The 19,769-nt window shown below is 42.5% G+C and carries 17 protein-coding genes; 6 read left to right on the top strand and 11 right to left on the bottom strand.

The features are described from left to right. Window positions 1-331 precede the first annotated feature (331 nt). A complete protein-coding gene (locus tag M1E09_RS04940; protein WP_456273747.1) occupies window positions 332-772 on the top strand; it encodes an SRPBCC family protein in 441 nt (146 codons plus the stop codon). A gap of 33 nt (window positions 773-805) precedes the next feature. On the opposite strand, the gene M1E09_RS04935 is transcribed toward M1E09_RS04940, so the two are convergent. Both M1E09_RS04935 and sppA read right to left on the bottom strand, forming a co-directional pair. Further along, window positions 806-1,312, bottom strand: a complete 507-nt coding sequence (locus tag M1E09_RS04935; protein ID WP_456273746.1) for an RDD family protein — start codon at window positions 1,310-1,312, stop codon at window positions 806-808. Between the two features lie 19 nt (window positions 1,313-1,331). Then, window positions 1,332-2,342 (bottom strand): signal peptide peptidase SppA, encoded by a 1,011-nt coding sequence (gene sppA / locus M1E09_RS04930; protein WP_456273745.1) that lies wholly within the window; start codon window positions 2,340-2,342, stop codon window positions 1,332-1,334. 222 nt (window positions 2,343-2,564) lie between these two features. Here sppA and M1E09_RS04925 point away from each other — a divergent pair, with 222 nt between their 5' ends. After that, complete coding sequence (locus M1E09_RS04925; protein WP_456273744.1) at window positions 2,565-3,365, top strand: NAD kinase; 801 nt, start codon at window positions 2,565-2,567, stop codon at window positions 3,363-3,365. Window positions 3,366-3,500: 135 nt separating this feature from the next. On the opposite strand, the gene rarD is transcribed toward M1E09_RS04925, so the two are convergent. The 6 genes from rarD to M1E09_RS04895 all read right to left on the bottom strand — a co-directional run bounded on the left by rarD (window position 3,501) and on the right by M1E09_RS04895 (window position 10,850). Further along, window positions 3,501-4,424 carry an EamA family transporter RarD gene (gene rarD, locus M1E09_RS04920; RefSeq protein WP_456273743.1) on the bottom strand — a complete coding sequence of 308 codons (924 nt, stop codon included), beginning with the start codon at window positions 4,422-4,424 and terminating at the stop codon, window positions 3,501-3,503. A gap of 78 nt (window positions 4,425-4,502) precedes the next feature. Continuing rightward, window positions 4,503-6,098, bottom strand: coding sequence for an amidohydrolase (locus M1E09_RS04915; protein WP_456273742.1), 1,596 nt, complete (start codon window positions 6,096-6,098; stop codon window positions 4,503-4,505). A 210-nt stretch (window positions 6,099-6,308) separates the two neighbouring features. Next, on the bottom strand, window positions 6,309-7,892 hold the full coding sequence (gene mbcS / locus M1E09_RS04910) for an acyl-CoA synthetase MbcS (protein WP_456273741.1): 1,584 nt from the start codon (window positions 7,890-7,892) through the stop codon (window positions 6,309-6,311). A gap of 306 nt (window positions 7,893-8,198) precedes the next feature. After that, a complete protein-coding gene (locus M1E09_RS04905) occupies window positions 8,199-8,405 on the bottom strand; it encodes an alpha/beta-type small acid-soluble spore protein (RefSeq protein WP_148945666.1) in 207 nt (68 codons plus the stop codon). Between the two features lie 85 nt (window positions 8,406-8,490). Further along, window positions 8,491-9,702: a tRNA uracil 4-sulfurtransferase ThiI gene (thiI, locus tag M1E09_RS04900; RefSeq protein WP_456273740.1), complete on the bottom strand. Its 1,212-nt coding sequence runs from the start codon at window positions 9,700-9,702 to the stop codon at window positions 8,491-8,493. After that, the gene (locus M1E09_RS04895; RefSeq protein ID WP_456273739.1) at window positions 9,699-10,850 is read right to left on the bottom strand and encodes a cysteine desulfurase family protein; all 1,152 of its coding nucleotides are present in this window, start codon (window positions 10,848-10,850) and stop codon (window positions 9,699-9,701) included. Before M1E09_RS04895 ends, thiI begins: the two co-directional genes overlap by 4 nt. Window positions 10,851-11,238: 388 nt before the next feature. Here M1E09_RS04895 and brnQ point away from each other — a divergent pair, with 388 nt between their 5' ends. Continuing rightward, window positions 11,239-12,570, top strand: a complete 1,332-nt coding sequence (gene brnQ / locus M1E09_RS04890) for a branched-chain amino acid transport system II carrier protein (protein ID WP_456273738.1) — start codon at window positions 11,239-11,241, stop codon at window positions 12,568-12,570. Between the two features lie 43 nt (window positions 12,571-12,613). Here the strand turns inward: brnQ and ezrA are convergent, their stop codons facing one another. Then, window positions 12,614-14,314, bottom strand: coding sequence for a septation ring formation regulator EzrA (gene ezrA / locus M1E09_RS04885; RefSeq protein WP_456273737.1), 1,701 nt, complete (start codon window positions 14,312-14,314; stop codon window positions 12,614-12,616). 225 nt (window positions 14,315-14,539) lie between these two features. Here ezrA and hisJ point away from each other — a divergent pair, with 225 nt between their 5' ends. Continuing rightward, window positions 14,540-15,331 carry a histidinol-phosphatase HisJ gene (gene hisJ / locus M1E09_RS04880; protein ID WP_456274904.1) on the top strand — a complete coding sequence of 264 codons (792 nt, stop codon included), beginning with the start codon at window positions 14,540-14,542 and terminating at the stop codon, window positions 15,329-15,331. Between the two features lie 6 nt (window positions 15,332-15,337). Here hisJ and refZ read toward each other — a convergent pair whose 3' ends face one another. After that, on the bottom strand, window positions 15,338-15,976 hold the full coding sequence (gene refZ / locus M1E09_RS04875) for a forespore capture DNA-binding protein RefZ (protein WP_456273736.1): 639 nt from the start codon (window positions 15,974-15,976) through the stop codon (window positions 15,338-15,340). 283 nt (window positions 15,977-16,259) lie between these two features. Here refZ and M1E09_RS04870 point away from each other — a divergent pair, with 283 nt between their 5' ends. Both M1E09_RS04870 and M1E09_RS04865 read left to right on the top strand, forming a co-directional pair. Further along, the gene (locus tag M1E09_RS04870; RefSeq protein ID WP_456273735.1) at window positions 16,260-16,739 is read left to right on the top strand and encodes a GAF domain-containing protein; all 480 of its coding nucleotides are present in this window, start codon (window positions 16,260-16,262) and stop codon (window positions 16,737-16,739) included. A gap of 173 nt (window positions 16,740-16,912) precedes the next feature. Then, on the top strand, window positions 16,913-17,422 hold the full coding sequence (locus M1E09_RS04865; protein ID WP_456273734.1) for a cupin domain-containing protein: 510 nt from the start codon (window positions 16,913-16,915) through the stop codon (window positions 17,420-17,422). A 927-nt stretch (window positions 17,423-18,349) separates the two neighbouring features. On the opposite strand, the gene megL is transcribed toward M1E09_RS04865, so the two are convergent. Further along, window positions 18,350-19,537, bottom strand: a complete 1,188-nt coding sequence (gene megL, locus M1E09_RS04860; RefSeq protein ID WP_456273733.1) for a methionine gamma-lyase — start codon at window positions 19,535-19,537, stop codon at window positions 18,350-18,352. Between the last annotated feature and the right edge of the window lie 232 nt (window positions 19,538-19,769).

Raw genomic sequence — 19,769 nt, 5'->3', positions numbered from 1 at the left:
TTTAGTAAATATGTTATCCATTGATATAAAGTATACTTGCTTTGATCCTGCTTTCGCTATTTATGAATAAGCATATTGAATCAATATCGGAATCTCTTCGTTTTTCAATTACAGAAACTCTTTTAGTTTCAGAGTAATATGACAGTTGATTGTAGTGGAAGGTGTGCGACCTCCTGCGGGATTAGCGGGACAGGTGAGACCCCGCAGGCAAAGCCGAGGAGGCTCACCGCCCGCCCCGCGGAGTCGCACACCTGGAGCGGAAATCAGACATCATTTTATTAATAGGCAATACACCCAAAATATTTCAGTGCATGGATGCCGGAGGTCATAAATGGTAAACGTTTATACAGAAACAATTATTAAATCACCACTTTCTAAAGTTGCAAGTTACGCTGCCAATCCTGATAACGCCCCACAATGGTACAGCAATATCTCTAAAGCTGAATGGATGACACCAAAGCCGATTCAGATCGGTTCTCAAATTGCCTTTAAAGCTGAATTCCTTGGCAAGAAGCTTGCCTATACCTATCAAATAGAAGAGTTCCTCCCAGAACAAAAGCTTGTCATGAGAACAGCACAGGGACCGTTTCCCATGGAAACCACCTATACATGGAAATCCATCGATGGCGGACACACTCTGATGGGATTGCGCAATAAAGGAGAACCAGCGGGATTTTCAAAACTATTTTCTCCCTTCATGGCACCAATGATGAAAAAGGAAAACAAGAAAGACTTAGAGAGAATCAAAAAAATATTAGAAACGAATGGGTAGAAAAGAAGCAGCCATCTGTGTGGCTGCTTCTTTTTAAATATTTGCCGGCTTATATAAAGCCGCTCTCTTTTCTTTTACAACGGTCGTATCGGCGAACAAATCATGTATCCCCTGTTTTTTGTTCGTAAAGGCAACGACAATATATAAAATAAAGAAACTTGCAGAAATGAATCTGCCTATCAGTTCACGGAAAAAGACAGTCCCCCAATCGAGAGGTTTGCCGTCCAATTCGATGACCTTCAACCCGAACGCCATTTTACCAAGTGTCTGCCCTAAATACTTTGTCATCAGCACAAAGTATCCATAAAAAACCACAGCACTCAGGATCGAGATGGGTGCGAACATTTCACCCTTAATCAACGAGAGGTCAAGGGCCCTGAATACCGGATTAACAATCAACCTCCCGATGCTTGAGATGACAATCAAATCAAGAAGGTATGCCCAGAACCTCAGCCAGAAACCTCCAAGTTCAAACTCATCAGGCTGTGACTTCACGTGACTTTCTCCCGCCTGCACTTGCTGGTTATCAAATTCATTCATTGAATGCACCCCCCTTAGATTATTCGGCATAGAGATACATCAAGCGTGGTGAATTAGGCTGAGACAAGATTTTCATCAGAGCTGCCGCTTCAATATCCCCTCCAGCCAGTCTTTTGGCACCCATGTTCAATAAAGAAGCAAATCCGCCGTCATTTGTATATTCAATCACCTGTGCATCTTTCAACTTTAGATCTTTCTTCATTTGAGCAATAACATCCTCGATATAACCAAAATCATCTATTAAATTATTTTCTTTAGCCTGGATGCCATCATACACCCTGCCGTCTGCAATTTTCTTGACTTGCCCTTCTGACATTCCCCGTCCCTGGGCAATAACATCGACAAATCCTTCATAAGAGTTATTTACCATGGATTGGAGAATCTCTCTTTCTTCTTCTGTCATCTCCCTGGTCGGACTCATGATATCTTTGTGCGGACCGCTTTTGATCGTTACAAAGTCGACTCCATACTTTTCAGCTAACTCAGAGTAATTGATGCTTTGCATAATGACGCCAAGTGAGCCTGTCAGTGTTTCCTTGCTGGCAAAAATCTTTTCAGCCGGTGCAGAAATATAATAGCCTCCTGAAGCGGCCATCGATCCCATTGAAACATATACCGGCTTCTTGGATTCTTCCTGTATTTCTACAAGCTTTTCATGGATTTGGGCGCTTTCCACCACCCCTCCTCCAGGTGAATTGACTTTTAAAATGATCGCTCTTATGCTGTCATCTTCTTGAACTGCCTTTAGCTGTTCCATGAATAGTTCATGGTTATATCCTGCACTTTCAAAGATTGACGCGGCCGTATCCACATCCTGAATGACACCGTCAACTTCCAGGACCGCAATCCTTTTAGATGCGTTCCCTTCTTCAATCACTTCTTCTGTGAAAGGATTTTCAGTACCGGCAAACATCTCTTCGAAAGCCTGGTTGAAATCATTCGTCATTGCCGAACTGGCAAAATTGACGGCTACTGAAAACAAAAATAATCCTGCTGCAATAGCAAGTGCAGTCCAACGTTTTCCGCTCATATGTCGTTTCCTCCTCTTATTCTGTTCATGTTGCATACGTACATCCCTATCATAAAGTTTCACTATCATGATAAAATAACTATGGCTGCATCTAAAATCGGTCACCAAGAACATTAACCTAAAAGCAGCGACTCCATTTGCATATAATCACCATTCTAGCAAAATCTATCATGATTGGAAAAATTTCATCACTTCAGCAGACAAATTTGAGGAGGCAGAAACATGACTGAAAGACGCAATCTCTACTTTTATACCCTTAAAGATCCAGACACACTGAAAAAGATCGAAGAGTTATCAGCACTTGCCGAGCAGCATGGGTTCAAAGTTGTCAAAAATGCCAAAGAAGCGAACATCGTGGTAAGTGTGGGCGGTGACGGGGCTTTTCTTCAGGCTGTAAGAAACACAGGTTTCCGACAAGACTGTCTGTATGCAGGCATCTCAACCACAGGAAACTTAAGTATGTATTGTGATTTCCATATCGATGATACCGAAAAAATGATCAAAGCCATGACTGAGGAACAAATAGAAGTACGCCGCTATCCAACTATTAATGTGACAGTCGATGACCAGACAAGCTTTAAATGCCTGAACGAATTCAGTATCCGTTCAGGGATTATCAAAACATTCGTGATCGAAGTACATATTGATGATCTGCATTTTGAAACCTTCCGGGGAGACGGAATGGTCATCGCTACCCCGACTGGAAGTACGGCCTATAATAAATCGGTGAACGGAGCGGTGGTCGATCCGATGCTGCCATGCTTGCAGGTCAGTGAACTTGCATCCTTAAATAATAATCGATACCGTACGCTTGGCTCCTCCTTCATTTTAAGCGGAAACCGAAAGCTGAAGCTGGACATCGTACAGGACGGCAATGACTATCCTTCAATGGGAATGGATAATGAAGCATTGGGCATTCAGCATGTGAAGCAAGTAGAGATCGAGTTGAGCGAAGAGAAGATAAAGACGGTAAAATTAAAAGACAACTCTTTCTGGGAAAAAGTCAAAAGGACGTTTTTGTAGTCAGGTGATATGAGAAGCCGGGGAGAAACGGCTTCTCTTTTTTTACTTTTATCATTGGTTCTATAGATGTTGGTTATTTAGCAATAAAAAAACCCGGCTGCCAAATCAGGCTGCCGGGTTTCTTCAAATTATTTTCTACGCACATTCCTCCTGCGCTTTCCGCCGCCTCACTCTCTTCATCCGGGAAACAGAGAAAATCGTCAGCGCTGACCAGATGAAGGTAAAAGCGATCAAATGGGTATGGGTAAATGGTTCTCCATATAAAAACACACCCAGGATCAATGTCAGCGTCGGAGCGATATATTGCAGGAACCCCACCATATAGAGTGGAATTCTTTGGGCTCCCTTAGCAAAATATAACAGAGGCACAGCTGTTACTGCTCCTCCTGCAATCAGCAATAAATCGGTTCCGGCCGAAAGATGGAATAGTGAGATATTCCCTTGTGAAGATAGATAGAAAAGATAGATTAACGCAAACGGCGCTGTTGTCATCGTTTCCAATGTCAATCCAATATCTGAATCGACTTTGATCAGCTTTTTTGCCAGGCCGTATAATCCGAATGAGAGTGCCAATCCGATGGCGATCCAGGGGAATCTTCCATATGAAGCCGTCAGAACAATGACGCCAACGGCTGCTAAAATGAATGAGACAACCTGTGCCTTTGTCATCTTTTCTCTTAGGATAAATACTCCAAGCAATACACTGACAAGAGGATTTATATAATATCCGAGGCTGGCTTCCACCATCTGGTCTGTATTTACAGCCCAGATATAAATGAACCAGTTCGTACTGACCAGCAGAGATGCTGTTGCCAATGCAGCCAGCTGCTTCTTTGTGTTCATCATCCCTATCAGCATCTTCCAAAACACAGGAAATTTTTTGATGACGATCAGAAACACGATCATGAACCAGAAGGACCAGAAAATTCTGTTCGCCAGTATTTCATCCGCCGGGACATGATTCAGCCATTTCCAATAGATCGGCAGGATTCCCCACAGAAAGTATGAAAATGCAGTATACAATATACCAGCTTGTTCTTCTGTTTTAATGCCGGCCACCCCCTAAAATTATTTCAGTTTCCGAAATAATTTCATTATATCCCGGTTGCTTCCAGAGGGCAATCAAAAATTACTGCACTATTTTTGATAAACAATCGCTTCATCAACAACCGTCATAGCTACCTCAATATCAAGCAGGCTGTCCTCTGTGACTTTAAAAATATCTCCGGACAGAACAGTGAAGTCAGCACGATATCCTTCCTTAATCATCCCGTGGTCATGCTCATGATGGCATGCATATGCGCTTCCTTTAGTAAATAAAGAGACAGCCTCGTAAACCGACAGTCTTTCTTCCGGGATATAGACGGTTTTCTCAGGGTCCGATGGATTGGTTCTTGTAACAGCTGCATGGATGCCCAGCAGCGGATTAACCGGTTCTATCGGAGCGTCCGAACCTCCGGCACAAGGGATTCCTTCATCCAGCAGTGTCTTCCATGCATAGTTATATTCCATATTTTCTTCTCCAATGCGGTCAATCACCCAAGGAAAATCAGAAGGAACAAATCTCGGCTGGATATCGAGGATCAGCGGCAGGCCTTTGATTCTGTCAATCAGTTCCCTGCGCAGCAGCTGTGCGTGGATGAAACGATCTCGTCTTCCATTGACTGTCGGATTCTCTTCCACTACATCCAGGACATTTTCAAACGCCTGGTCACCGATTGTGTGGACAGCGATTGGCAGATGGTAGCTCCTAGCCTTTTTAACCAGTTCCGCCAACCGTTCTTGAGTATGGATGGCGACTCCATTTGTCGAAGGATCATCATTATAAGGATGGCTCAATAAAGCCGTTCTTCCACCGAGTGCTCCATCGGCAAAAATTTTCATGGCACCGAATTCAACAAGCGGTGTCCCGTCCATGAAAGAAAAACCTTCTTCCTTCCAGTCATCAATAACTGCTTGATGGACCAGCAGGTGAGATCTGAACTTTTTCCCGCCTTTTTCAATCACATTCATAAATGTTTGATACGTTTTTTGGAAGTTTCCATAGTAGCTCAGGTCCTCGGTATGCCCCCCGACAAGACCGAGTTTCCAGCAGTTCTCGATCGCCTTGGTCATGGCTTCCTCCAAATATTCTGCTGAAGGAGCAGGAATTGCATCCACAAGCAGATCTTGTGCCGTATCTTTTAACAGTCCGTTCAGCTCACCATTTTCATCCCTTTCAATCAACCCTCCTGCCGGATCCTGCGTGTGTTGATCAATACCGGCAGTTTCCAGTGCATGAGAGTTGGCGACCATCGCATGACGGCAGATTCTTTTCAGGAGGACCGGATGTTCAGGAACAACTTCATCGATTTCCTGCCTTGTGATGACTGCATTGTTTTCCCATAGGTTTTCATTGAAGCCTTCACCAAAAACCCAGTTGCCCTTCACGGTATTCTCTGCTTTCTCCTTTATAGCCTGGAGGACCTCTTCTTTACTGGCCATTTTAGAAAGATCCAGCTTGATCAATGTCTCTCCGTGTCCTATAAGGTGCATATGGCTGTCGACTAAGCCAGGGAGGATTGTGTTTCCTCCACAGTCCACTCTTTCTGATATCTCTGCAGCAAACACATCCTTTAACTCTTGTAAGGGACCAGCTGCCTTTATAAAACCATTCTCTGTGTAAACAGCTTCAACAGAAGCACCCTCTTCTGTCATTGTGTAAAATGTTCCATTGTACCATAAAGTGCCCATATGAAAACTCCTTGTCATAAACATAGAATATACAAAAAGGGACTGGCTCACCGTCTTGATAGAGGTTGTTGGTTCATGGGCAAAAAAGTGCCGCTTCTCTATCCAGCCGGGAGCCAATCCCGTCTTTTTTCTTTATTTTACTATAACGCTTTACTAGTTTAAAGTGTTTCGTTTTCTGAAATATCAGCCATCAAAATTTTCATATTCCACTTAGCTTTTCAGGGCTTTTCTTTCGTTTTGCCTCAGCTCGATTCTACGGATTTTTCCTGATGTCGTTTTTGGAAGTTCATCAAGAAACTCGATTTTTCTTGGGTACTTATATGGAGCAGTCAATTCTTTCACATGGTCCTGCAGTGCTTTGACCAATTCAGGGTCTTCAGGACTCACGCCATCGCGTAAAACAACAAAGGCTTTAACGATATTTCCTCTGACCTCGTCCGGACTTGCTACAACAGCACACTCTTTTACGGAAGGATGCTTGACAAGAGCGTCTTCAACCTCAAACGGTCCGATTGTATAGCCTGAGCTGATGATGATATCGTCGCCTCTGCCTTCAAACCAGAAGTATCCCTCTTCATCCTTCTTCGCTTTATCGCCAGTTATATAATAATCCCCTCGGAACTGCATGGCCGTTCTCTCAGGGTCTTTATAATAGTTCTTGAATAAAGCAGGCGTGTCGACGTGCACGGCAATATCTCCAACTTCTCCGACAGCACAAGGATTGCCCTCTTCATCAATAATCTCGACTGTATTGCCCGGTGTCGGTTTGCCCATTGAACCAGGTTTCAATTCCATCCCTTTCATGATCCCGACAAGAAGGGTATTTTCTGTTTGCCCGTAACCATCGCGGACATCCACTTTAAAATGCTTTTGGAAAGCATCGATTACTTCCCTGTTCAAGGGTTCCCCGGCTGACACCGCGCTATGGAGATGCTCAAGGTTATATTGTCCAAGGTCATCCACCTTTGCCATCAAGCGGTATTCCGTTGGAGTACAACAAAGAACATTCACCTGGTGGTCCTCAAGCATCTGCAGGTAAGTACCTGGTTCGAATTTCCCTTGGTAAACAAGTCCGGTTGCACCAGACCCCAATACTGACAGGAACGGACTCCAGATCCATTTTTGCCAGCCAGGGCCTGCTGTCGCCCATACAGTATCTCCCTCTTCAATGCTGAGCCACTTTTTCGCCGCTGTTCTCAAATGGGCATAAGCCCAACCATGGGTGTGCACAACACCCTTTGGATTTCCCGTAGTACCTGACGTATATGACAAGAAAGCCATATCATCCCTTCTCGTATCTGCCAGTTCCATCTCGTCTGAAGCATCGCTCATCAGCTTTTCCAGTGACAGCCAGCCATCCTTCTCTTCCCCGATGACAAACTTTTTAAGTCCAGCACTTTCATCCACTTCATCAAATTGGTCTGTATATGGTGCATAGCAAACAATTGCTTTAACGTCTCCATGTACTATCCGGTACTTTAAATCTTTAGAACGCAGCATTTCGGAACTCGGGATGACCACAAGCCCTGTTTTTAACGCAGCGACATAGGTTTCATAAGCTTCAATAAGCCTTGGAATCATGACAAGGACAACATCGCCTTTTTCCAGCCCCTGATCTTTGAATGCGTTTCCAATTTTATTCGCATTTTTCATTAAATCTTCATATGTAATTTCTTTCTGATCGCCTTGATCATCTTTCCATAGAATCGCTTTTTTGCCCGGTTTGCCGGCAAATTTTTCGACTTCACTAATTAAATTATACTTTTCAGGTGAGAGCAAATCTTCTCTTTTCATTATATTGTTTCCCCCTTTGTATGTATTCACTCCCATTATACTAAATTTTTGTAATATTTTAAATTATTTAGCATGGAAATTTTATTCAAAATCCAAAATGATCCAGATTTCTCATTTCAAAATGCTCCCTATTCACATTTTAGATAGAAAATCGGCAACCCCTAAACGGAGGTATGACGCTAACTAGAAAATCAATAACCCCAAATGGCGCTTCAATCCAAATTTGTATAATAGTGCTCAACAAAAAATCAACATAAAGAAAGGAGCGGGTCTCCCCGCTCCTTGTAGCCATTGTATTTAGTTAGATTATTGTTGGTAGCTTCCGCCGATTTGTTGTTCAGCCATTTGAACTAAACGTTTAGTGATTTCACCACCGACAGAACCGTTAGCGCGTGCAGTTGTATCTGCACCAAGTTGTACACCGAATTCAGAAGCGATTTCGTATTTCATTTGGTCGATCGCTTGTTGAGCTCCAGGAGCTACTAGTTGGTTTGAGCTGTTGTTGTTTGCCATGTGTTTTCACCTCCTTGTGAGTATAGAATGTGCGAAAATACATGGCTTCATTCGAGAATCTTATTGGTAATTCTTCTCAAAGAATTTACAACAGCTCATCAAGATCGGCGTTATCATCATGCAATGAACCGCCATCAATTACAAGCATTTCTGTATGTGCTACAGCTGTGTCAATCAAGGTATCAAAATCAACAAAGCTTTCATAGTACTGTATCTTTTCCTTTTTTGGTTTTGTCTTTGGTGCAGGCGGAGTAAAAATTGTACAGCAATCTTCGTATGGCAATATTGAAATATCATGTGTCCCGATTTGTTTTGCAATATCAATGATTTCAAGCTTATCCACGGCGATCAGCGGCCTGAGGACCGGAGTGTTTGTCACTTCATTGATGGCAAGCATGCTCTCCAATGTCTGGCTCGCAACCTGTCCAAGGCTCTCTCCTGTAACAATTCCGAGACCGTTATGTTTCTCTCTTAACTTTTCAGTAATTCGCAGCATCATTCTTCTTGTTGAGGTCATCGTGTAATTCTCGGGCACCTGATTATGGACCGCCTGCTGAATTTCCGTGAATGGAACAATATGCAGATTGATCCTTCCGCTGAACACAGACAAAGATTTTGCAAGGTCAATCACTTTCTGTTTGGCCCTTTCGCTGGTGAAAGGAGGGCTATGGAAGTGGACAGCCTCCACCTCGACCCCGCGCTTCATGATCAAATAGCCCGCGACAGGACTGTCCAAACCGCCCGATAGCATAAGCATCGCTCTGCCGCTTGCACCTGCCGGCATTCCGCCTGCCCCTTGATAGATTTCGCTTGAAAGATAGGCTCCCTCTTTTCTGATTTCAATATTGAGTTTGACGTGAGGTTGTTTCACATCTACTTTCAACCCTTCCATATTCCTCAATACATGAGAACCTACAGCATAATTGATTTCATTTGTATCCAATTCAAATGTCTTGTCTGCTCTTCTCGCTGAAACCTTGAAAGTCTGTCCATCTTGATGGGATTTTGCCATCAAGTTTAAAGCAGCCTCCTTGATTTCTTCTATATCTTTACCCGTTTTGACCACTGGACTGTAAGATTGTATCCCAAATACGTTCGATAATTTCTTCAACACCTCTTCACCGTTTTCACCATGAAGATAAATATGCAGTCTGTCTCTTGTAGCACTTATTTTAATATTTGGAAAGTCCTTTAGCATGAACAGAATATTTTCTCGTAATTTTTTGGTAAAGGCTTTACGATTGCGTCCTTTTGTTGAAATTTCACCATATCTTACTAAGATTTGATCATAAATCATCTTTTTCTCCTCGTCGTTTCCTCAAGATTTTTTTTCACTTTTTCAATGGCCTTCGTAAATTGTTTCACTTCTTCCAGCGTATTTTCAAAAGAAAAACTGACCCTTACAGATGTATCAAGCAGCTCTTCTTTTACACCCATTCCAAGCAGCGTTCTTGAAGGCACATTCTTCTTGGAAGAACAGGCACTCGTTGTCGATACATAAATACCAAATTCTTCCAGGGCATGCACAAAAATTTCACCACGGATATCTTTAACTGAGAAATTGACAATATGGGGGGCTGACTGCTGTTCAGGTGAATGAATCGTTATACCTTCAATTCCTTTTAATTCAGAACGCACCACAGTGTTCAACTCTTTCATATCCTCCAGCTTTTCTATGCTTTTCTCCTGATGCAGCCTGAGCGCTTTGGCAAACGAAACAATTCCGCCTGTATTTTCTGTCCCGCTCCTTATTTTCCGCTCTTGTTCCCCGCCTGACAATAATGGGGAAATTTCCAGACCTTCTTTAATATACAGCATGCCTGTACCTTTCAATCCATGAATTTTATGGCCTGAGACAGAACAAAGGTCAATGCCGGCTTCACGAAACGATAGAGGAACTTTTCCGGCTCCCTGGATATGGTCCACATGGAAGATGACTTTCGGATAAGCCTTTAAAGCCAGCCCGATTTGTTCAACAGGCTGAACGCTTCCTGTTTCATTGTTAACATGCATGATTGATACAAGGATTGTCTCCCTTGTAATGGCCTTAAGGACATCCTCCACTTTAACATGTCCCGTCGAGGTTACAGGAAGGTATGTGATCTCAAATCCCAGTTCCTTCAATTGCTCACATGTTTCAATAATGGAGGGATGTTCAATTCCGCTTGTAATTATATGTTTGCCCCGATTCCGGTACTGAAGTGCAGCGCCTTTTATGGCAAGGTTGTTCGACTCGGTACCGCCTGAAGTGAAAAATACTTCAGATTCTTTTATGTTCAGTAAATCGGCTACCTGCTTCCTTGATTTGGCAACCAGCGTCTCAACCCGTCCTCCCAGTGCATGGATTGAGGAAGGATTGGCAAAATACTCTTCATTTACTTTTAAAAAGGTATTCAAGACATCTTTATATGGTTTTGTGGTAGCACTGTTATCAAAATATATCATTTCTTTACACCTTCTGATCATGTAATGGAGTCCATGAGATAGTATCTTCTTATTGTATTGTTTACAAAAGATTATACTATCACAAATCTGCTTTTTTAAAAATTCGAGTACCATACTTTTTTCTTCTTCCCTCGTCTAATGGTGGATGCAGGAAGAAACATCATGGAGTCTTCACGAAAAATTATCTTTGGAAATGCAATCCCACCCTGAGACCTATTGACATACATGAATAGTTCTTATATTTTTGTGAAAGTGTAAGTAAGAATCCATATAAAATATTATTTTAAAAAACTGAATATTTTAACTTTTAATTATTTCGACAATTTCTGATATTCCTGTGTTAAGATATTAAAGTTTGATTCAGCATTGCAGCTAGGGGGTTTTTCATATGAAAGAGAAAGCGCTATCATTTAATTTAATTTTTACTGTAGGTCTTATGCTGTTCGCTCTCTTCTTGGGAGCAGGCAATATGATATTCCCGCCATTCCTCGGCCAACAGGCAGGAGACAATATGTGGACGGGAATCATTGGATTTTTAATTACAGGTGTTGGCCTTCCGCTTATGGGGATCATCGCCATTGCCAAAACAGGGGGCGATTTAGAAACCCTGGCAAAGCGAGTAAACCCTGTTTACGGCGTCATTTTCACCGTCATCATGTATCTTGCAATCGGCCCGTTTTTCGGTATTCCGAGAACTGGTACCGTAGCCTATGAAATAGGTATAACACCCTTTTTATCCGAAGATATCAATAAATACGGCATGTCCTTATTCATTTACACCATCATCTTCTTTGGACTTACTATTTGGCTGGCAATGAATCCGGCTAAGCTTGTGGACCGGATTGGTAAAGTTCTTACACCTGCCCTGCTTGTGATTTTAACCATATTGGTGATCAAAAGCGTTGTCTCTCCAATGGGTGACTTCCAGGAACCAACAGGCGATTACCTTGACAGTCCTTTCTTTAAGGGATTTCTTGAAGGATACCTGACGATGGATACAATCGCTGCGCTGGTATTCGGAATCGTTGTCATCAATGCAATCAGAGAAAAAGGCTTTGAATCAAAGGCTGTCATTACAAAAGCCTGCATCTCAGCAGGTGTGATTGCCGCTGCCGGCTTGGCACTTGTTTACATTTCACTTGGCTATATCGGAGCTACTAGTACGGAAGCCATTGGTGTCCAGGAAAATGGAGGGGCGATATTGTCTGGTGCTGCCACTCATTTGTACGGACAAATCGGAACGATCATTTTAGGACTGGCCATCACTTTTGCTTGTATCACAACATCTGTTGGACTTGTTTCCGCCTGTGCACAGTATTTTTCAAAACTGCTGCCTGTTTCTTACCGTATACTTGTCATTATCATCAGCATCTTTAGTATGATCATTGCCAACATCGGCCTGACACAACTCATTTCTGTCTCACTGCCTGTATTGATAGTGATTTATCCGCTGGCGATTGTGTTGATACTGTTGTCCTTCATGCATAACTGGTTTAACGGCTACTCAGGGGTTTACATCGGTGCGTTGATTCCCACTTTCATCATCAGCTTGATTGACGGGTTAAAGATTGCAGGAATTGAATTTGAAGCCTTGAATGAAAACTTGAATATTCTCCCGCTATTCAACGAAGGGATAGGCTGGCTGCTTCCTGCCATTATAGGAGCACTCGCAGGGTTCCTCTTGTCAGCTATGCTTGGAGCTAAAAAGAAAACAGCATAAAAAAAGATCCCGGATCTGGTACCAAACCAGCCGGGATCTTTTTTTATGCTTCATTTACCTTTTCATTTACAATACTTTCAATCTTCTTAATCGCACCTGGCTCGACTTCTTCAATAGCTGTCGCAGCCTGTTCCAGTGCCTCTCTGTAATCAAAACTTCTGAATGCAGACTCAGCCTGTTGAAGTTTGTGCGATACCTCTCCATATCTGCTGCGGTATCGGTTGCCATACTGTATAACCTTTTCTGCCAGCATGACGGTCTCAATCAAGTCCGTTGTTTTCTTATGGAAATGGTCGACCGTGTCTACCGCTGTCTCAAGGTATTTTTGGACAACGTGCATGTTGAGCGGTTTTTCTTCCAATGCCCTTGCGACCTCGATAATATTCTTATGAGCTTCCTCAAGGAGAGCATTGTAATCTGTAGGAAGGCCTGGAACATTGCTCTTTGAAATTAGCCTGCTCGCTTCACCGATTTTCTTCTTGAGTTCTGTAACCTTCTCTTTTGCCTCTATTTCCTCTTTTCTGAGAGCCTGCAACTGCTCAGAAAAAACATCCTGTTCCTTTTGGATATTTTCTAATTGCTGGTTGATATCCTGCAGTTCTTCACTTAAATAAGAATAAGCTGACTCATTCTCTTCCATTTTAGCTTGCAGCTGCTGAAACCGTTTGAAAAGATTGGTGATCTTCTTTTCAAGCTGCACAGGTACCTGGAGCTCCTCGTCCTGCAAATGGTATCCTTGCTGGACGAACTCGGTTTCCTGTTTAATCTCTTTATTGAAAGCCTTTACGCCCTCAAGAAGCACTGCGGACTTTTCTTCATTCTGAAGGACAAAGTGTTTGGCATGAACCTCTTTTTCAAGGAGATCGTAAAGAAGTTCAACGTTCTCTTTCAAACCGCCCACTTCATCTACTACTTTATCAGTTTGGAGTTTTTCTAAGGAATCCAGGCAAGCCGCAAGCTCTTCTCTTAATCTGGAAATTTCCGTGTTAATGCCAAGATGCTTGAGAACATACCCCTGTGACTCCATCTCTTTGTAACCCGATTCAACTTCGCTCAGCTGTGCGGGCAGAGAATTTTGGCATTCTGTCAGCAAGTCAGGAATGGATTCCATCTTAGTGACAATGTCCTGAATTTCCGCCGATAAGCCCAGAACCAGCTCTCTTGCTTCCAGATAGTTCCCTTCTTCAGTCAGTTTATTGAAGTTTTCAATTCTTTCCGACATATCATCCAATTTTGCTTCAAGCCCATAGGCGGCCTTACCATAGGAATGACGGTGTGCCAGAAGCGTTTTCTTGCTCTTTCTGAAATCCTCTTTCAATTCTTCGATTTCAAGCCTGTTCTTTTCTTCACTTCCAACTAACTCTTCCACCTCAGAATGGATTCTTTCCATTTTCTCTTCTGTCAGATTAAGAATCCCCTCTATCTTTGCAAGAACTTCTTTTGCCGAACCGAAACGGAATTTATCAATGTATTCTTCTGCATCAAACAATAGCTCCTCGACTTCAGGAAGGTCTCCCGTCACGATGTCGTCCCAGCCCTTTCGCCACTTTTCGAACAGTTCTTCCGTTTGTCCTGTCATGTTAAGCTGCTTCACCTTTGACAGTTCATCCAGGATTGGCCTGTTCATGATATCTACCTTCCAGGATTCCAACCGGTCGACGTGATGATAATATTTTCTTCTTATAAGAAACCCGATTATAAATAGAATGATTAAAAGTATAATTCCTCCGATGATAAATTCCATCGTAAGCCCCCTGCTTCTTTAACTTGGTCTGCTCTATGTAAAAACTGTAAAATCTCACATCATAGCTTTTATTATGATACCATGATAACGACATTTTTTGACGATTTATTTGCAATTTTTCCTCTTCAAACCAAAGATTTATTATAAAAGACTACCTATTAGTCGAAAAAATTGATATTTTACTATTATATATCGAAATTACAGGAAAAGGAAATGAGGGATTGGATGAAAGCAGATGGCCACATTCACAGTCCTTATTGCCCACACGGGTCAAAAGATTCATTTCATGACTATATTAACAGGGCGATTGAACTGGGATATAAAGAGATTACTTTTACAGAACATGCACCGCTTCCTGAAGGATTTGAAGATCCTGTTCCCGATAAAGACAGCGGAATGAAGGCAGATGATTTGGAGCCGTATCTCACGGAGCTTGAGGAGCTTAAGAGCGAATACGAAGGGAGGATAATAATAAAAAAGGGATTGGAAATTGATTATATTGAAGGATTCGAGCAGGAGACAAAGCAATTTCTTGATCATGTTGGGCCCCGTCTTGATGACAGCCTGCTGTCGGTCCACTTTTTACTGAAAGAGGGGGCCTACGACTGCCTGGACTTCAGCAGGGATAATTTTGGAAGAATGATTGGATACTATGGCTCTGTGGACAGCATCCATCAATCTTACTATAGGACAGTGATGAAATCTGTACAATCAGACCTTGGGCGCTTTAAGCCCGACCGCATCGGGCATTTGACGCTGGCGGATAAGTTCAAAAAGGATTTCCCCCCGTCCAAGTCTTTCGAGGAAAACCTCCAGGACATCCTTAAAGAAATTTCCAATAAGGGAATGAAGCTGGACTACAATGGTGCGGGATTCTTTAAACCGGGGTGTGGAGTTGCCTACCCACCGCCGGAAGTCGCCAAAAAAGCAGCCGGGATGGGAATCCCACTTGTTTACGGTTCTGATGCACACCAAGCAAAAGATCTGGGACAGGGCAGGGACCGAATGTTTGTATAACTCCGTTTACTGCGCTGGAGCTGCCTTCCTTACGAGCAGGCATTGATCAATCCATTGTTCAAGGGATGCGTAATACCGGTCGACGAAAAACTGCTCCTGAGGAAACACATGCCATACTTCCCGCAAATATTGGCTGTTTAAAAAAGGCATGGAGATCATGGACTTTAACTGGATGATAAAAATACTTACCGGCATGGATGTGAACCTGCCCTGGTCTTGCCCTGCGTCAAAGAACCTTTTCAACAAAAATCGCTCTTTGACCAAATAGGAGGAAATGATCTCCCTGACCACCTGTGAATCAATGGAAACTTCTCTCCACACAAAGCGGGCAAGAAGATGGTTCTCACTTTGAAATTGGAGAATATTATAGACAGCTCTCTTTAAACACTCATCGGCGGGTGTATATTCCAACGAATCCGCCTGTGCTTCGAGACATTCCAAATAGGATTCAAAAAAACGGGTAAAACAGGATTCCAGCAACCCTTGTTTACCATGAAAATAATAAGAGATATTCGCTGCATTGACGGAAGCTTTTTTGGCAATGTCCCTGACTGATGTACCATTGTATCCTTTGGTATTAAAGAGGGATACAGCCGACAAAAGGATGTTTTCTTTGGTCATGCTCTGTGCCGCAGGTTTTTCCATGTCCTCACTACTTTCAAATTTTATTAGTTGAATCAATTATGAATATATGCTAAAAATGGTTCATCAGGATTTGAGACAGAAAGTTATAATGGATCCTGTTGGCCTGAATGGGTTTCTCTGTAAAAGACTAATCCCATACAAATAAACAGGATGGTTAATACATAAACATTCGGGGTTGCTGTGGATATTCCTTTATGTATTTCTCGACACTTTCCTGCCAATCTTGTAGGATATCGATGAAATTATGCCTTAATAATCAAATCATGTAGAAATGGGGAGTTCTATGTTTCAATCAAAAATGTATCAGGGTACCCGCGAAGAAAACTATAACCTGGTGATCAAACAATTAGATGCTCTTTTAGAAGGGGAAAACAACGCGATTGCCAACCTTAGTAATGCTTCCGCTTTGCTAAATCAATTTCTGGACCGCATCAACTGGGTAGGATTTTATTTAATGGAGGATGGCCAGCTTGTTCTCGGACCGTTCCAAGGGCTTCCTGCATGTGTCAGAATTCCACTGGGCCGAGGCGTGTGCGGATCATCCGCTAAAGAGCAGAAAACCTATGTAGTAGAAGATGTACATGCTTTCCCGGGCCACATTGCCTGTGATGCAGCTTCCCAATCTGAAATTGTCGTTCCAATTGTAAAAGAGGGCAGGCTGATCGGGGTTCTGGACATCGACAGTCCCGAAAAAAACAGGTTTGATGAGACTGACAAAGTCAAGCTTGAAGAATTTGTTCAGGCATTGATTAAACACTTATAAATCCCAGAGCCGGAGAGTTACTCCCGGCTTTTTTTATTTAGCTGCTTATATTTCGTTTTTGGAATAGGGAGAAGACTTTTTGGCTGCCTGGATATCACTCTTCATCCAGAGTAAGTTTACACCAACAACCTCAAGGGAATTCCACGAGTATACGACTGTAAAGGAGGATGGAAATGGAATACAAAGATGTCGACACTTTATATTTCAAAGAGAGCGGATCCATTCCAAACAACCCGGATCTGCCCGTCCTTTTCTACCGGGGTGCCCTTAAGGACAATCCAGCAAAAGCTGAAAGCATTTTTAACAAGAACAACTGGAGAAACAGCTGGGAAGGCGGTGTGTTCGATTACCACCATTTCCACAGCAATACCCATGAAGTCCTAGGGGTAGCCACAGGTTCGGCTACCGTTATAGTCGGTGGAGAAAGCGGCCAGAAGGTTGAGGTCAAGCCAGGCGATGTTCTCGTTCTTCCTGCCGGCACAGGACACAAAAGACTGAATTCCAGTGAAGACTTCAAGGTAGCGGGTGCTTATCCTGATGGAATGGACCATAATTTAAAGACCGATGAAAATAATCAAAGGACGCAGCTTTTCATTGAGATCAAGGAAGTTCCACTGCCCTCGCATGATCCCGTGTATGGAAAAGGCGGGCCGCTGTTTTCCGCTTGGAATCAAAAGACATAAGCAAATCCCGAAAAGAGGCTGCCTTCTTTTCGGGATATTTTCTATGAATCATATATTTTTTTCAACGGTTTCACAGCGGGACCTTCGAGAACGTCCCCGTGTGCAGAAAGTTATACAGGCATTGTTTGGACGTTATCACTTTTGATAAGATGAATTGCTTACTAAAGTAAAACTCCCATCCGTTTTTTAGCCATGCCGAAAAGATTTCCAAAGCAGTAATCATTAAAAGTCCAGCCCGCATATCTGGCGAGGAGGAAATAACTTCCTATTTTTAAGGGGAGGTTCACTTTTAATACTAATGGTTAGGTAAGAAACATACCATGATAACCGGGATTCCTTTGTAATAGTGTGTTTGGATCCGAATCGTACCATTATAAAAGGAATCACCCTCTGTAATACTGTGATTAGATCCGAATCATACCATTATAAAAGGAAACACCCTCTGTAATACTATGTTTAGAAACGAATTGTACCATTATAAAAGAAAAACCCCTCTGTAATACTATGATTAGATCCGAATCGTACCATTATGAAAGGAAACTTCCTCTGTAATACTATGATTAGGTCCAAATCGTACCATTATGAAAGGAAACTTCCTCTGTAATACTATGATTAGATCCGAATCGTACCATTATGAAAGGAAACTTCCTCTGTAATACTATGATTAGATCCGAATCGTACCATTATTAAAGGAAACATCCTCTGTAATACTATGATTAGATTCAATCCGAATCGCACCATTGTTGAAAGACCCTACTTTGTAATAGGGGTTAACATGAAACACACCATAATAAAAAGTACTCCATTTCAAGGAGGGGTTAATGAAGAACTCAATCTTAATAACCAGAACACACTTATAGAGGCAAACAAGAAAAAACAGAGCCTTCAGCTGCGGCTCTGCCTTGATTCCCACTATTCTAATGATGATTATTCAACTTTGCTTAAAGCCTGTTGGATATCATCCCGTATGTCTTCCCAGGCTTCCAGTCCTACTGAGATTCTTAATAGAGTATCCGATATACCCATCTTCTTTCTTGATTCTTCCGGTACGACAGCATGTGTCATAGTTGCCGGATGCTGGATCAAGGTTTCCGCATCACCAAGGCTCACTGCAATTTTTATCATTTTCAATTCATTCATGAATTGCTGTGCCGTCTCCTTTGTCCCTTTGATGGTGAACGAAATCAGTCCGCCCGGTTTGATCATTTGCTTTTTCATAGTTTCGTAGTGAGGATTATCGGCATCCCCAGGAAAGTACAACATCTCTACCTGTGGCTGCTCCTTAAGGAAGCCAGCTATTTTTTCAGCGTTTTCGCAATGACGGTCCATTCTCACTGGCAGTGTTTTCAATCCCCTTAATAGAAGCCATGCATCGAATGGGGAAATCACTCCACCGATATCCTTTTGTGTCGTCATCCGAATTTCATCCATCAATTCTTGTTTGCCTGCGACGATACCTGCAATCACATCTCCATGTCCGCAAATATATTTAGTCGCACTGTGTATCACCACATCACAGCCCAAATCAAGCGGCTTTTGTAAGTAGGGGGAACAAAATGTATTATCCACGATAACAGGGATGCCTTTTTCCCTTGCGATATCAGCAACCAGTTCAAGGTCAATCAGTTTCATGGTTGGGTTGATCGGTGTTTCTATATATATACAAACCGTTTCAGGCTTAATTGTTTTTCTGATTTCTTCAGCACTATCCATTGCTGAGAAATCATGGTCGATCCCATACTTCTCCTTCATAAGATTAAGAAGGCCAAATGTGCAGCCATAGACCCCCTGAGAACACAGAATATGGTCATTGGCTTTGGTCATCGAAAGCAGGACTGCAGATACAGCGGCCATGCCTGAACCGAAAGCAAGTGCCGCTTCCCCGTTTTCAAGGGAGGCCATTCGATCTTCTAGCATTGTTACCGTAGGGTTGCCAAGGCGGGAGTAGATATAACCGCCTTCTTCTCCCGCAAATCTTCTTTCACCTTGCTGCGCGTTCTTAAAGGTGAATGTCGAAGTTTGATAAAGCGGAGGTGCCAGACTGTCATTAAAATCTGTGGAATTGTAACCCTCATGAATGACTTTTGTTTCAAACCTTTCATAGTCCTTCTTCATATCTTTCTCCTCCTGTTATCTAATAACCGAATTCCTTCTGCCAATTTGCAGAAATTTATCATCTATCCCAAATGAATTCAGGGTCTATCCGGAGGCACCCTTTGGATGTTCATACCATCCGGCCTATTTATCCTTCTAAGAATTCACTTATAGCATATGATATTATCCCTGAAAAAGAAAGCGTTTTCACCGCAAGTCACTATTGTATTTTTCCAAACAAAAACCTCGGAGC

This window comes from Bacillus sp. AK031, from assembly GCF_053903065.1.
This window is presented reverse-complemented; position numbering and strand designations above follow the sequence as displayed.